Origin of the sequence: Rahnella sp. NRRL B-41462, assembly GCF_003263525.1 — a bacterium.
GTDB classification, from domain to species: domain Bacteria; phylum Pseudomonadota; class Gammaproteobacteria; order Enterobacterales; family Enterobacteriaceae; genus Rahnella; species Rahnella aceris.
In genome coordinates, this window is record NZ_JYDF01000179.1 from 1 (window position 1) to 15,061 (window position 15,061).

14 protein-coding genes are annotated in these 15,061 nt (G+C 54.6%); 1 reads left to right on the forward strand and 13 read right to left on the reverse strand.

From position 1 onward, the window contains the following. Positions 1 to 167: 167 nt before the first annotated feature. The 12 genes from UC14_RS26210 to UC14_RS26265 form a co-directional block, all read right to left on the reverse strand. Positions 168 to 584: a flagellar protein FlhE gene (locus tag UC14_RS26210; protein ID WP_015689761.1), complete on the reverse strand. Its 417-nt coding sequence runs from the start codon at positions 582 to 584 to the stop codon at positions 168 to 170. A gap of 1 nt (position 585) precedes the next feature. Continuing rightward, the gene (gene flhA, locus UC14_RS26215) at positions 586 to 2,670 is read right to left on the reverse strand and encodes a flagellar biosynthesis protein FlhA (protein WP_015689760.1); all 2,085 of its coding nucleotides are present in this window, start codon (positions 2,668 to 2,670) and stop codon (positions 586 to 588) included. Then, a complete protein-coding gene (flhB, locus tag UC14_RS26220; RefSeq protein ID WP_013575156.1) occupies positions 2,663 to 3,817 on the reverse strand; it encodes a flagellar biosynthesis protein FlhB in 1,155 nt (384 codons plus the stop codon). Before flhB ends, flhA begins: the two co-directional genes overlap by 8 nt. Positions 3,818 to 4,142: 325 nt before the next feature. Next, positions 4,143 to 4,787: a protein phosphatase CheZ gene (gene cheZ / locus UC14_RS26225; protein ID WP_013575155.1), complete on the reverse strand. Its 645-nt coding sequence runs from the start codon at positions 4,785 to 4,787 to the stop codon at positions 4,143 to 4,145. A 10-nt stretch (positions 4,788 to 4,797) separates the two neighbouring features. Then, on the reverse strand, positions 4,798 to 5,187 hold the full coding sequence (gene cheY, locus UC14_RS26230) for a chemotaxis response regulator CheY (protein ID WP_013575154.1): 390 nt from the start codon (positions 5,185 to 5,187) through the stop codon (positions 4,798 to 4,800). A gap of 46 nt (positions 5,188 to 5,233) precedes the next feature. After that, positions 5,234 to 6,283 (reverse strand): chemotaxis response regulator protein-glutamate methylesterase, encoded by a 1,050-nt coding sequence (locus UC14_RS26235; RefSeq protein WP_013575153.1) that lies wholly within the window; start codon positions 6,281 to 6,283, stop codon positions 5,234 to 5,236. Beyond that, complete coding sequence (gene cheR, locus UC14_RS26240; RefSeq protein ID WP_013575152.1) at positions 6,283 to 7,155, reverse strand: protein-glutamate O-methyltransferase CheR; 873 nt, start codon at positions 7,153 to 7,155, stop codon at positions 6,283 to 6,285. Before cheR ends, UC14_RS26235 begins: the two co-directional genes overlap by 1 nt. Before the next feature lie 62 nt (positions 7,156 to 7,217). Continuing rightward, positions 7,218 to 8,888, reverse strand: coding sequence for a methyl-accepting chemotaxis protein (locus tag UC14_RS26245; RefSeq protein ID WP_112151837.1), 1,671 nt, complete (start codon positions 8,886 to 8,888; stop codon positions 7,218 to 7,220). A 121-nt stretch (positions 8,889 to 9,009) separates the two neighbouring features. After that, the gene (locus UC14_RS26250) at positions 9,010 to 10,704 is read right to left on the reverse strand and encodes a methyl-accepting chemotaxis protein (protein ID WP_112198747.1); all 1,695 of its coding nucleotides are present in this window, start codon (positions 10,702 to 10,704) and stop codon (positions 9,010 to 9,012) included. A 96-nt stretch (positions 10,705 to 10,800) separates the two neighbouring features. Then, the gene (locus UC14_RS26255) at positions 10,801 to 11,394 is read right to left on the reverse strand and encodes a hypothetical protein (protein WP_037034841.1); all 594 of its coding nucleotides are present in this window, start codon (positions 11,392 to 11,394) and stop codon (positions 10,801 to 10,803) included. 8 nt (positions 11,395 to 11,402) lie between these two features. Beyond that, a complete protein-coding gene (locus UC14_RS26260) occupies positions 11,403 to 11,699 on the reverse strand; it encodes a hypothetical protein (protein WP_013575148.1) in 297 nt (98 codons plus the stop codon). 198 nt (positions 11,700 to 11,897) lie between these two features. Next, positions 11,898 to 13,373: an MFS transporter gene (locus tag UC14_RS26265; protein ID WP_112151836.1), complete on the reverse strand. Its 1,476-nt coding sequence runs from the start codon at positions 13,371 to 13,373 to the stop codon at positions 11,898 to 11,900. Between the two features lie 114 nt (positions 13,374 to 13,487). On the opposite strand from UC14_RS26265, the gene ftrA reads away from it, so the two are divergent. Then, a complete protein-coding gene (gene ftrA / locus UC14_RS26270) occupies positions 13,488 to 14,501 on the forward strand; it encodes a transcriptional regulator FtrA (RefSeq protein ID WP_112198748.1) in 1,014 nt (337 codons plus the stop codon). A 256-nt stretch (positions 14,502 to 14,757) separates the two neighbouring features. On the opposite strand, the gene UC14_RS26275 is transcribed toward ftrA, so the two are convergent. After that, positions 14,758 to 15,006 carry a hypothetical protein gene (locus UC14_RS26275; protein ID WP_112198749.1) on the reverse strand — a complete coding sequence of 83 codons (249 nt, stop codon included), beginning with the start codon at positions 15,004 to 15,006 and terminating at the stop codon, positions 14,758 to 14,760. Positions 15,007 to 15,061 lie beyond the last annotated feature (55 nt).

Consider the following 15,061-nt stretch of genomic DNA (forward strand, 5'->3'; position numbering starts at 1 on the left):
TTCGCAGGGGAGGGAGCCGTTCTCAGTTACAGGTGATCCTGGTGTAGCGACCCGGCCAGATGAGTTCCGGTGATAGCTGAACATCCATACAGATAAAATGGGCAAACATTGAGAATGGGAGACGGCGTCCGGAAGGTTTTCAGGGATTACTAGAGCCGGTGGAGGGCTTACTTATAGTTCACGATCACTTCATTACTGATCACCCGCAGCGGCGTATTCATTGCGCCAGCGCCGGGGACAAAATAAACCAGTCTTAATGGTGAAGTGGCGGACTGGCCGTAAAACGATTTTGTCACCCCGCCTTCGGCGTCCAGATTGATGCAGTGATTCATGGTGTTGCAGAGTCTGACCTGTAAACCGGCGGGTCTTGCGCCGAGCACTTCATATTTCCAGCTTAGGGTTGTGATGGTTGCGGAACCTGAACTGCGCACGGGCGCGGATGCCGGCGGGGCTAACGCGCCCGACGACATCATCACGCCACGGTTTTGCAGCACCACGCCGCGCTGGGTATCGGACCATGAACCGGACGCGGCCAGCGCGGGCAGGCTCAGTGTGGTCAGCAACAACAGTGTGGCGCGGCGCATGTTATTCACCGCCGATGGTGGCGGTCATGCGGATCTGGCGGCTGTCGCTCATTTCCAGATTGGACATCACGACGATATTGGGCAGTGAACGGCGCAGGAAGCGTGACAACAGCGGACGCAGTGCGTGGTTCACCAGCAGAACCGGTGGCGCACTGAGCATATCCTGACGTTGTAATGCCGCCTCGGACTGGGTCAGCAAACGTTCAGCCAGACCCGGTTCCAGACCACCGCCGCTTTGCAGCGCCTGTAACAGCAGACGTTCCAGGGAGGTATCCAGTCCGATAACCTGCACTTCACCGCTGCCCGGGAACCACTGCTGGGTAATCGCCCTGCCGAGCGCAACACGCACCACGGACGTCAGTTCGTTAGGATCCGGCTGGTTCGGGGCATATTCCGCCAGTGTTTCAACAATGGTGCGCATATCGCGGATCGAAACGCGTTCAGATAACAGGTTCTGCAACACTTTGTGCATATTGGTCAGGGAAATGATGCCCGGAATGAAATCTTCCGTCAGCTTCGGCATTTCTTTGGTGACACGTTCCATCAGTTCCTGCGTTTCCTGACGGCCAAACAGCTCTTTGGCGTGCATGCTGATCAGGTGATTCAGATGCGTTGCGACCACGGTACTGGCTTCCACCACGGTATAACCCTGAATTTGCGCCTGCTCACGCATAGCAGGTTCAATCCAGACCGCCGCCAGCCCGAATGCCGGATCAACCGTCGCTTCGCCTGGCAATTCGCCAATCGCGCTGCCCGGGTTGATCGCCATCCAGCGGCCCGGATGCGCCGCACCCGTGCCGATTTCCACGCCTTTCATCAGGATACGGTAGCCCGCAGGCGGCAGTTCGAGGTTATCGCGAATATGAATAACCGGCGGCAGATAGCCCATTTCCTGTGCGAATTTTTTACGGATACTGCGGATACGTCCCAGCAGCTCGCCGTTTTGGGCGAAGTCCACCATCGGGATCAGACGGTAGCCCACTTCCATACCCAGCGGGTCTTCAAGCTGAACGTCCTGCCAGCTGGCTTCTACCATTTGTTTACCGTTGTCTGCCACGGCCGGTGCGGCCGCTGCGGTGGCCGGTTTTTTCAGCTCCTGACCGCGAGTCCACCACGCCAGCGCCAGCAGCCCGGCGGTGAACATCAGGAAGACAAAGTTCGGCATGCCCGGCACCATACCGAGTAACCCCAGAACACCGGCACTCAGCATCATGACGCGCGGATTGCGGAACAACTGGGTCACCATCTGCTCGCCGACGTCTTCGTTGGTGCCGACGCGGGTGACGATAACACCGGCTGCAGTAGAGATAACCAGCGCCGGGATCTGCGCAACCAGACCGTCACCGATGGTCAGCAGCGTATAACTTTCAGCCGCATGGCCGAGATCCATACCGTGTTGCAACACACCCACCAGCAGGCCGCCGACGACGTTGATGATCATGATCATCAGACCGGCAACAGCGTCACCCCGCACGAATTTACTTGCACCGTCCATTGAACCGTAGAAATCCGCTTCCTGCGTCACGTCGCTGCGGCGTTTTTTCGCTTCGTCTTCGCCAATCAGACCGGCGTTCAGATCCGCGTCAATCGCCATCTGTTTGCCGGGCATCCCGTCAAGCACAAAACGCGCGCCCACTTCGGCAATACGCCCGGCACCTTTGGTGATAACCATGAAGTTGATCAGCACCAGGATGATAAACACCACGATACCGATGGCGAAGTTGCCGCCGACCAGGAAGTGACCGAAGGCTTCAATCACCCGCCCCGCGGCCGCGCCGCCGGTATGCCCTTCCAGCAGGATCACACGGGTTGAGGCAACGTTCAGCGACAGACGTAATAAGGTGGAAAACAGCAGAATGGTCGGGAATGCCGCGAAATCCAGCGTGCGCTGGGTAAACATTGCCACCAGCAACACCATGATGGATAACGCAATGTTAAAGGTGAACAGCAGGTCAAGGATGAACGGTGGTAACGGCAACACCATCATCGACAGGATGATCAGGATAAGAATTGGGCCTGCCAGTACCTGCCATTGTCCGGACTTAAAGTTGGCGGGTAAACGCAGTATCGCGGCCAGATTAGCCATGGGTATCACTCTCTCCTGCTGCAAAATCCAGACCTTCAGGGACTGGTAAATGTTGAGGTTTTTTCGGGATCAGCCCGCCTTCGCGCTTCCAGCGTTTCAGCTGATAAACCCAGGCCAGAACTTCAGCCACGGCGGCATACAGCGTCGCCGGAATTTGCTGACCAATGTCACTGTGCCGGTAAAGCGCACGCGCCAGAGGCGGCGCTTCCAGCATCGGAATTTTGTGCTCGACACCGAGTTCCCTGATACGCAGCGCCACGTCTCCCGCGCCTTTCGCCAGTACTTTCGGTGCACTCATTTTGTTTTCACTGTATTGCAGCGCAACGGCGTAGTGCGTCGGGTTGGTCACGATAACGTCCGCTTTTGGCACATCGGCCATCATGCGGCGCCTGGCCATCGCACGTTGCTGCTGGCGGATACGCCCTTTAACGTGCGGGTCACCTTCCTGACTTTTATGTTCGTCGCGGATATCCTGCTTGCTCATACGCAGCTTTTTCAGGTTGCTCCAGATTTGCCAGAACACGTCGAAACCCACCATCGGCGTTAATCCCAGTACCACCATCAGCCCGCAGAACACCACCATGTTCAGTGCTTCACCCAGCGCCGGAATGGTCGGTTGCGCCATGAGGCGCATCATGTCCGGCCATTTATGCCACAAATACAACCCGGCGACGGTGCCGACCAGCAAGGCTTTAAGAACGGCTTTCAGCAGCTCCGCCAGCACCTGACCGGAAAATAAACGTTTCAAACCGGCAATCGGATCCATACGGCTGAACTTGAACTCAAAGGATTTACCGCTGAACATCAGGCCGCCGAGTAACAGCGGCGCGGCGAGTGCGATCAAAATCAGGCCGCCGATCACCGGCAATAATGCCCAGACTGCGCGGCCCAGCAGCGTCGCCATCTGCTGCAAAACCTGCCGGTCATCGCTGACCATGCCGTGATCAAACTTAAGACCTTGCGAAATCATCACGCCAAGCTGCCGCGCCATAGATTCGCCCGACATCCACAGCAGCGTTAAGCCGCCTCCCAGCATCAGAATTGAGGTCAGTTCGCGCGAGCGCGGTATCTGCCCTTCCTCACGCGCTTTTTCAAGCCGGTGTGCGGTGGGGGCCTCACTTTTTTCGAGATCGCTTTCTTCAGCCACCGGCGGTTCCTGTCAGGGTTTACCCGGCATGTAAAACACGACGGGCACAATTTCATGCAAACTCCCAACGTCACTGGAGTTGTAGCAAGGCAGCAAGCGAGAGGATCCCGATGAGCTGATATGAGTCAGTGATTCGGGTGAACGAACGACGCTACAGATTCAATGACGCAGGGATAGCATGACAAAAGCGGCGAAGTCTTATTGGTGAATTAGAGAGGAAAAATGGCGGCTATTCAGCAGATGAATTTATTTGTAAAAATTCCAGATAAGAAAAACACCCCTCAGTGCGAGACGGAGAGGTGTTTATTGCTGACGTGCTGGCACATCAAAAACCTAATGAATCCAGCAGATCGTCTACCTGTTCTTGTGAGGCCACAACACCGACACCGTTGGAATCGAGTTGCGGGCCGTTCAGCAGGCTGTCGTTTTCGCGCTTCGCTTTAGCCTGTTGTTCAGGAATATTTTCCATCAGCACCATTAACAGCTGATTTTCGATTTCCTGTACCACGGTCATCATGCGTTTAATGACCTGACCGGTCAGATCCTGGAAATCCTGTGCCATCATGATTTCCATCAACTGAGCATTGGTAAAACTGGTGTGCTCAGGGATTTCTTTCAGGTAGCTGCGGGTGTCCGTGACCAGCTCGCGGGCATCCGATAATTCAATCGGATTTTCAAACCATTCATCCCAGCGCTTATCAAGTTTCTTCGCGGCAGATTCAAGTTTGTTCTGACGAGGCTGCGCAGCCTCAACACAGTTCAGGGCGCGTTCAGCCGCCTGAGCCGTCATGGTGACAACATAATCAAGACGATCGCGGGCATCCGGAATTGCTTCGGCTGCCTGAGCAATGGCCTGATCCAGACCAAGTTCACGCATGCTGTCACGCAACATGCGGGTCAGTTGCCCAATGCGGGCGATAATTTCGCCCGCGGTTGCTGCATCATTTGCAGGCATTGGTATCTCTGCCATATACGGACTCCTACATGCCCAGTTTTTCGAAGATTTTGCCCAGTTTTTCTTCCAGCGTGGCGGCGGTAAAGGGTTTAACCACATAACCACTGGCCCCGGCCTGTGCGGCGGCGACGATGTTTTCTTTCTTCGCTTCTGCGGTTACCATCAGCACCGGCAACTTGCCCAGCGCAGCGTCAGCACGGATGGTTTTCAGCAGATCCAGACCGTCCATGTTGGGCATGTTCCAGTCGGATACCACGAAGTCAAAGCCCCCGGCGCGCAGTTTGTTCAGCGCATCAACACCGTCTTCTGCTTCTTCAACGTTGTTGAAGCCCAGCTCTTTCAGCAGGTTGCGCACGATACGACGCATGGTAGAGAAATCGTCTACTACCAGAAATCTCAGATTTGGATCGGCCATGTTTTATCTACTCCTAAGGTTTGCTACCCAGCACAAGGCTGAAAAATTAAATACGTAATGCCTGACCGGCTGATATTTGCGCCAGCATCCGCTGGCTGATTTGGCTGAGATCCACCACTTCGTTTACGCCACCGGTGGCGATAGCCTCACGGGGCATACCGAACACCACACAACTGGCTTCGTTTTGTGCAAGGGTGTAAGCCCCTGCCCGGTGCATCTCAAGCATGCCGGCGGCGCCGTCATTGCCCATTCCCGTCAGGATCACCCCAACGGCATTGCGTCCGGCAAACTGCGCCACCGAACGGAATAAAACGTCGACCGACGGACGATGGCGGTTCACCGCCGGACCGTCGTTCAACTTAACCTGGTAGTTGGCGCCACTGCGCGTGAGTTCCATATGTCTGTCACCCGGTGCGATATACGCATGGCCCGGCAAAACACGCTCTCCGTCTTCCGCTTCTTTCACCGTGATCTGACATAACTTGTTCAGACGGTCGGCGAAAGAACGGGTGAAACCCGGTGGCATATGCTGGGTAATCATCAGCGCCGGACAGGTCGGCGGCAGCGGTTGCAGCACGTGGCGGATAGCCTCTGTGCCGCCCGTTGATGAGCCGATGGCAATCAGTTTTTCACTGCTCAGCAGCGGCGTATGGCTGAGAATACGCGGCTGATCAATGTTGACGCTTTTGTTCAGACGCGCTTTTGAGGCCGTGCGGATTTTATCGGCAATCATCTCGCTGTAGGCCAGCATACCTTCACGGATACCCAGTTGCGGTTTGGTCACAAAGTCAATCGCGCCAAGCTCCAGTGCACGCAGGGTAATTTCCGAGCCTTTGCCGGTCAGTGAGGAGACCATCACCACCGGCATCGGACGCAGACGCATCAGCTTTTCGAGAAAATCCAGGCCGTCCATACGCGGCATTTCAACATCCAGCGTCAGCACGTCCGGGTTAAATTTCTTGATGAGATCACGCGCCACCAGCGGATCGGGGGCGGTCGCGACCATTTCCATATCCGGATGGCTGTTGATGATTTCAGTCATCAGCTGACGCATTAACGCCGAGTCATCGACGCTCAACACTCTGATTTTATTCATTACCTCTCCTTGGCGAGGCCATAGACAGTCTGACCGCGCAAATAAAATTCCCGGCTGATTTGGCTGAAGTTTTCGGAGTGTCCGGCAAACATCAGACCACCCGGTTTAAGTAACGGAACAAATCGGCGTAAAATTTTCTCCTGCGTTTCTTTATCGAAATAAATCATCACATTACGGCAGAAAATTGCATCAAACGGACCGTTCAGCTGCCACTGGTTCGCCAGCAGATTCAGTTGCTGGAAAGCCACCATCTGCGCCAGTTCGGGACGCACACGCACCAGGCCACTGTGCGGGCCTGTGCCTTTGAGGAAAAATTTCTGTAACTGCTGCGGGCTGAGCGTGCGCAGTTCTTCGAGGCGGTAAACCCCGGCGGTGGCTTTCTCAAGCACCTGCGTATCGATATCACTGGCCTGAATGCGGCAGCTTGCCATCCGCGGCCCCAGCGCTTCACTCAGCGTCATGGCGATGGAATAGGGTTCTTCGCCGGTCGACGCCGCCGTGCTCCAGACGCTGTAACTGTTCGGACGTGAACGGGCATGTTCTGCCAGGATCGGGAAGTGATGCGCTTCGCGGAAAAACGCCGTCAGGTTGGTGGTCAGCGCATTAATAAACGCCTGCCATTCCGGACTGTTGCTGTCGTTTTCCAGCAGCGCCATATAGCTGGTGAAATCATTAAGCCCGAGTATCCGCAACCGCCGGACCAGGCGGTTGTAGACCATTTCGCGTTTGTGATCCGCCAGCACAATACCCGCGCGCTGATAGATAAGCTCACTTATCCGGCGGAAATGGGTATCGGACAGCGGTAAACGCTGGATCATCTGTGCCATGATCGAAGTGTTATCAGCACTCATTGGCGAGCCTGGTTGATTCATGGTGCAGCTCCATTAGAGGGACAGGTGGTGTAACGGGTACCCAATTCACTCTTCATCTGGTATCAGAATGTTTCCCAGTTATCTGCCGATACCGCGCCTGCGGTTGCCGGAAGTAATGCGGGTTGGGCCACCTGGCGGGATGTCAGGCCCTGAGCCAGTCCGCTGCGGCGTTGACCTGCGCCGTCAGTGGTGGCAAGGCGAAACACCGATACCGCACGGGTCAGATTTTCAGACTCGATTTCCAGCGCATGCGTGGAAGAAGCGGCCTGCTGAACCAGCGTGGCGTTTTGCTGTGTAACCTGATCCATTTGGGTCACGGCAATCGATACCTGTTCGATGCCACGACTTTGTTCGTCAGACGCCGAGGCGATTTCGCCCATGATGTCAGTTACGCGGGTGACAGCACGAACGATGTCATCCATGGTATTTCCGGCGGATTCAACCAGTTGGGAACCCTGACTGACGCGGCTGACAGATTCATCTATCAGTGCTTTGATTTCTTTCGCGGCCTGTGCGCTGCGTTGTGCCAGGGTTCGTACTTCACCGGCCACGACCGCAAATCCACGGCCCTGCTCACCGGCACGTGCCGCTTCAACCGCCGCGTTCAGTGCCAGAATGTTGGTCTGGAATGCAATGCCATCAATGACGCTGGTGATTGCGCTGATTTTCTTCGAGCTGCCTGCAATATCATTCATGGTTTTCACCACGTTGCCGGTCAGTTCACCACCTTTTTCTGCGGTATTCGACGCATCACGTGCCAGTTGCGTGGCCTGACGGGCATTCTCGGCATTCTGTTTCACGGTGGCGGTCAGTTGTTCCATGCTCGCTGCGGTTTCTTCCAGCGCCGACGCCTGCTGTTCAGTCCGTGAAGACAGATCAGTGTTGCCCGCCGCGATCCCTTTCAGGCCGGAGAACATGGTGTCAGCGCCGTGACGCACGGTGCGGACGGTGTCTGCCAGCGACGTTTGCATCTGCTGCAGGCTTTCCAGCATGACTTTAATTTCGTAGCGCCCTTCTGCAACGATGGGCGAAGAGATATCACCGGCCCCGATGCGGTCAAAATGTCCGCGCATAATGGTCAGCGGAGTAAACAGAATGCGGCGGGTCACCACCAGCGCCAGTACCGTCAGGGCAATCAGCAGAACCAGGGCGACGGAGGTGTTGATCATGACATTCTGGTAAGACGCTGCGGTTTGCGTTTGCGCTTCCCCGAAGCGGGCACTGACGTAGGCAGTGTAATCACCGACATCTTTCTGGAACTGATCCTGATACTTTTGCGCCGGGCCGTTCAGAAAACCGTTCATGTCGCCGCTGGACAGCAGCTCAGTCAGCGTCTGCAACATATCGTGCAGTTGCTGATAACTCGCCTTGTTCACAGCGGTCAGTGCCACCGCTTTTTCTGTTCTGCGGGGCAGAGCCAGAAATGCAGCGTAAGCGTCTTCGGCCTTTTTCAGGCTGGCTTTGGCATCCGACATCAGCTGAGTGATGTTTTCCTGGGGCTGTTTCAGCGCCAGACGCGTTGCCGCGCGGTTAAGGGTATTACGGGTCTGCAACAGATAAGACCAGGACTGGCTGAGCGCATCACGCTGTTCAGCGGTGTTGGATATCTGCTCAAAATTCAATTTATCCGTGTGGGCGGCCTGCAGCGATAACCCGCTGTTAACCAGTTGCATAACAAAGAACACTATCAATAACAAAAACATGCAGGTGGACACACGGATGTGCTTAAACATGGATAACCTCATTAGGTGCCAGCCCAGACCGGCACCTTTATTCTTATACCCTACATACTCGGGACTGCCTTTGCGTTAACGGCAAACCTGACTCTTTCGGGTCGCGATGTTATGTACGTGCTTAGAAGGTTTCCCAGTTTTCGGTTAAATCTGTTCCCTGCGCTCCACCCTTACCGGCTTTAGAACCAGAAAGGTTCGGAGTCAACAGAGACAGCCTCGCCGAAGATGCCGGATTCTGGCGCACGTTGTTATTTGCGGTCTGGCTCAGCGTAAACACGGCCACTGATTGCGTCAGCAGGCTCGCCTGCTCTTCCAGCGCCGCAGAAGCGGACGCGGATTCTTCAACCAGTGAGGCGTTCTGCTGCGTCACCCGATCCATTTCAGTGATGGCTTGTGCGACCTGCTCAATCCCGCGGCTTTGTTCATCCGATGCCGAGGTGATTTCGCCCATAATGTCAGTCACACGCGTAACGGCATTCACCATGTCATGCATGGTTTCACCGGCACTTTCCGCCAGCACTGAACCGGTATTAATGCGGCTGACAGAATCATCAATCAGCCCTTTAATTTCTTTTGCTGCCTGCGCGCTGCGTTGCGCCAGGGTACGGACTTCACCGGCCACGACCGCAAATCCACGGCCCTGCTCACCGGCACGCGCCGCTTCAACGGCGGCGTTCAGCGCCAGAATGTTGGTCTGGAAAGCAATCCCGTCGATCACACCGGTAATGTCGGTGATCTTTTTCGAGCTGCTGGCGATGTCATTCATGGTATCGACCACGTTTGCTACCACTTTCCCGCCCTTCTGTGCGGTTTCGGACGCGCTCAGTGCCAGCTGGCTGGCCTGACGGGCGTTTTCGGCGTTCTGTTTCACGGTCGCGGTCAGCTGTTCCATACTGGCGGCGGTTTCTTCCAGCGCAGACGCCTGCTGTTCAGTACGTGAGGACAAATCACTGTTGCCTGCGGAGATCTCGCTCGCACCGCTGTAAATTGCATCAGCGCCATGACGTACACCGGAGACCGTGCGGATCAGTTCGTCCTGCATGTACTTGAGACTATCGGCAAGCTGGCCGATTTCATTACGGCTTTTCACGACTATTTCGTGCGTCAGATCACCGGTTGCAATTTTACGGATGGTATCGACGATATTTTTCAGCGGATGGATCAGGATGCGTTGCACGCCAGTCCAGGCCAGCAGGATGAAAATCGCCAGCACAATCAACACGGTACCCAGCATCCATATGGCATGCGTGAAGGAATTCTCGCTCACTTTCACCGCCTCGTTATACAGATGGTCGTTCTGATCGATATAGGTGACGAAAGCTTTTTCGAAGTTGTCCTGATACTGCTGAGTCGGTTGTTCGAAGAAGTCATTGATACGCCCCAGACCAATCAGCTCAATCAGTTCCGAAAGCGCGTCATGCAGCACCTGATATTGCTTTTTGGCGTCGGCGGCAAATTGCGGGTTCTGGCTGGCATCAGCGGGGATTTTTTGATAACTGGCAAAGTGCTGATCGGCGATTTGCAGATCTTTGGTGGCGGTATCAATCAGTTCTTTGACCGTTGCGCCGCTGCCCATCTGGTTGGCGTCGAGCATGAAACGGATACCCGCACGGTTCAGGGTGTTGCGGGTTTGCAGCAGATAAATCCAGCTGGCGTTAAATTCTGCCTGTTGTAAACGGATTTGCTGAGACGTGGTGAAATTATCTTTGTCTGTCTTTAACGATTTAAAGAACAGGCCACCGGATACCAACTGTAAAGCACCGAAGACCACCAGTAAGATCACGATGCCCGTGACCACTTTCATACGGTTAAACATGTTGTTCCTTTTCAAATGAGAATTATCTGGAACAGTTATCGGCAGGAAGAACAGGAACTTTATGTGATGGGGGTCAAATTTTTTCGGGGGAAGTGATCAGGCAACGGTGGCGACAAAACTCTTTAAAACTGCGATGCGATGGGCATCCGGATTGACCAGAAGGTCGTGATGAATCATCAGCACCACGCCTTTAAGTAACTCTGTGGTGTTGTCGATCTGGGACAGGGATTTGAGTTTTTCGATATCATTACCGATCTCGCGCCCTTTCAGGGAAAGGCGCTTATTGGCCAGACCGGTCGCCAGTTCGGACGTCAGCAAGGTCACCAGACGCAGGGCCGCCTCAGGGTTTGATGCCAGCTGATGAATATAATATTTGAGCAGTAACGGCACGAAATCAGGGGTTGCCCCCAATTCCGCACTCGCCATGTTCAGCAGATCAATCATGTGCGCAGGCACACGGGTTTCCACGGCTTTGCGTTGTATCTGCAACTGCTTTTTGATGGCAGGCACAGACTGAAAAGGGATCACCGCAACGCTGTCGCAGGTTTTACATACGCCCGCAATGATATTTTTCACCATACCGCTGCCGTCATCAAACGGCACATCGCGCAGCTGATAGCTGACAATGCGAAAAGCCTCACAGACACCACACATCGCCTTTTTCTCGTCTCCGACTTTATAAATAATCATATTCTTCCTTAATGATGAACGCTGATAAAAACACTGGTGGGCTCTGTAAAATACCACTTGATGTACCAGGGTACTCCGGCACTACTGACGGTGATGATGTGGACATCAATACTGCTGTCAAAATGGTAGGGGCGAACCTGATAATGATCTCCGGATGCCCTGCCGATTAAGGCAGCCACTTCAAAGGGCGAGATGTCACCCGTACTTAACAAATTCTTAAGCTGAATCCCGCGTCTTGCCTCAAATTCAATATTTCCATTCTTCAAACATTCGATCACCTTCCATTTGATCTCTCTGAAACTCATGAGCCCTCAATGTACGCCAGTTGTCGTACTTAATCAAATTATCATTTTGCATCACGACTATTTCCGTGAAGCCCCGTCCCGCAGGGCTATCACGCCATATTCATTAAAAAGATGCGCAGGGAAAATGATTATTTTTCAGACAAATGGAAGACATTACGCAAAAACGCGCTGCACGATATGCAACGCGGATTTGTAAACTCAGGACGGCTCGCAAGACACCGTTTTACGCCGCCCCCTGCCGTTAAAAAGCAAATAACTGAGAAGTGCCAGTACCCAGACGCCTGCCGCGCCATAGAGCAGAATGCCTGCAAAGCCATCAGTCAGTGCCTGCGCAATCTGTCCGCTTTGCAGGGGTTCAATGGCTGAGCCGCCTGCAATACGTTCTGCCAGCGAAGATAATTCCCCTGCTGCGGGCATGACTTTTTTCAGGCTCGCGGCAATTCCCGCCACCAGCAGGTTTCCCATGAGCGCAATGTTGATCGCCAGGGTAATCAGGCGCGCACTGATATCAATCCCCGACGCCATTCCCGCGCGGTTGGCCGCAACAGAGCCGGTTGTGGTGTTGGTGACCGGTGTATTGGTCAGCCCCAGCGCAATGCCTGCCAGCAGCGCACCCGGCAATAGGCTAAGGTGATGAACGACGGCGATTTGCATCAGCATAAAACCTGCGCCTATTGTGAATAATCCCAGCGGGATCAGACGTGACGCGCCAAAACGTGTTGTCAGTTTTTCACCGAGCGGTGGCATCAGCAACGTGGGTAACGTATAAGCCAGCAGGGCCATACCGGTAGCGACACTGCCATAACCCAGCCCGCCCTGATAATACACCGGCAGATAAATCATCAGCGGCCAGAAGCTGAAATTCATCCCTACCGACCCCATCAGCGCACCAGAAAATGCCCGGACGCGGAAGACCGAAAAATCAAACATCGGGTGCGGATGGCGTTTTTCAATGCGGATGAACATCACCGCGCTGACGGCGGTAGCCAGCAGAACAGCGCCTGCTGTAACACTGCTCCAGCCCAGACTGCTGCCCTGAGTAATGAGGAACGTCGCGCCCAAGACCGTGACCGAAAGGGTAATCAATCCCCCCAGATCCAGTTTTTTAGCCTGTCCGTCACGGGATTCCACCACGTTTTTCAGCGCCAGAATCAGGGTCAGTACGGCGATAACAACGTGGATCAGAAACACCCATCGCCAGCTCAGCCAGGCGACCAGCGTGCCACCAATGATCGGGCCGAACCCTAACCCGAAACCAAACGTAATCCCCCATGCGGCAAACGCCTGACTGCGCGCTTTCCCTTGCGGAAACTGCGACGAAAGGATCGCAATCAGGCAGGTCAGCATTGCGCCACCGCTCAGTCCCTGAAGAAAACGTCCTGCGATAAGCCATTGTGCGCTACCGGCGAGACCGCACATCAGCGAGGTCAGCCCGAACGCTGTAATGCTGATGATAAAAACACGTTTCCGTCCATAGCGGTCTGCCAGCGTACCGGTCGCCATCAGTACCGTGGTGCAGGCGAGCGTGTAAGCGTTCATGATCCACTGAAGCTCGCGGAAACTGGCATGCAGTTCCTGTTCGAGTACCGGTGATAATACGGGGACGCTGGAAATTTCCAGCCCCGACATCAGGGCGGCCAGACAAACCGCCATCAGTGCGAGTGTGTTTTTCATGATTAAATCCTGCGGGGATAAGAGACGCATAGCATGGAAGATTGGCGTCAGAGTAGAAATCTGCCGGTATGCCATGTATCGTCAAGATCGTGCCAACCTGAGGGTTATCCTTTCATGCAAAAAGTTGATCTGCCGCCGATGTCTTCCTCCCGCCATCCCGCTGCGCCCAACCGGCGACTGGTGCTGCTGGCTTATGAATGTCTGTGTACCTTCGAGTTTGGCATCGCCGTCGAAGCCTTTGGCCGTGCCGATGAACTCACGGGCGAACCGCTGTACGAGTTAGCCGTCGCGTCGGTAGAAGAAGGGACTTTCGGCGCGCAAGGTGGCGTGCGGCTGGTGGTGGATGGCGGGCTGGAACTGCTGGAAGACGCCGGTACGATTGTGATCCCCGGCTGGCGAAGCATTCACGAACCGGCGTCTGAGCGGCTGATTGCTGCGCTGCAAAAAGCCCATCACAACGGGACAAGAATTGTGTCGATCTGCGCGGGAAGTTTCGTGTTGGCCGCTGCGGGTTTGCTGGACGGTAAACGCGCGACGGCGCACTGGAACAGCACCGATGTCCTGGCGCAAAAATTCCCTGACGTGCAGGTTGAGCACGGCATGATTTATGTCGATGAAGGCAGCATCATCACCTCTGCCGGTGGTGCGGCGGGCGTCGATTTGTGTCTGCATCTGATCCGCCGCGATTATGGTATCGAAGTCGCTAACCGTACAGCGCGCCGCATGGTGACGCCGCCGCTGCGCGAAGGGAATCAGGCTCAGTTGATCCAGCAACCGGTACCGCGGCATCAGACAAAAACGCTGGCGCCCTTGCTCGATGACTTACGCGGCCATCTCAATACACCGCTGGTGATTGATCAGCTCGCCAGACAAGCCGGTATGAGCCGCCGCACCTTCCTGCGCCGCTTCCATGATGCTACCGGCACCACACCGGGAGAATGGATGCTGACCGTGCGGCTGGAAAAAGCCTGCGCCCTGCTGGAAAACGGAACACTGAGTATTGACCGCGTTGCCGAACAGGCCGGTTTCGGATCGCCAGAAACTTTACGTCATCACTTCCGCCAGCGGCTGGGCATGTCGCCGACACAATGGCGCAAAGGGTTTGTTGAACGGGATTTGGTGGGATGAGTTTTGGGGGGCTGGCGGCAGTGGACTTCCGCCGCCCTGGTGACGCATTTCTAAGCTGCCTGTCCGGCAGTGGGGTTAAAAACGCATTATAATCATTTAAATCAATTAGTTAACACTCATTCTTCGCGTGTAATTAATGCCTTTGAGGGTTAAATAAATCCCTTTTACTTCAGATAGTTGAGAATGGTTTTGGGGAAAGGTTTTTGCCTGTCTGTTGAGGAGGCTCAATACATTTATTCAGTATTGAGCCTCATTTTCAGATGCATGGGGTATCATCAAACACCAGGTTACCAGCATCATTGATAATAAACTTCACCACGCCTTCAACTACAATTCCGTCATCGAAAAATTCATCTCCAAAATCAATGAAGTCATCTTTATCGATCAGCGACCCCAGCCCGCGCCGGACAATTGTCACCAGCCTGTAAACCTCATGCTTACCATCGAGCAGGATAAGCAGTATGTGGCCGTCTAAAGGTTTTATTGCACTATCAACAAGCGGCATTGTCCCTGAATTTATGTGCTCTCCGTGGTACTGCTTTGCAAAATGCAGACGCTAA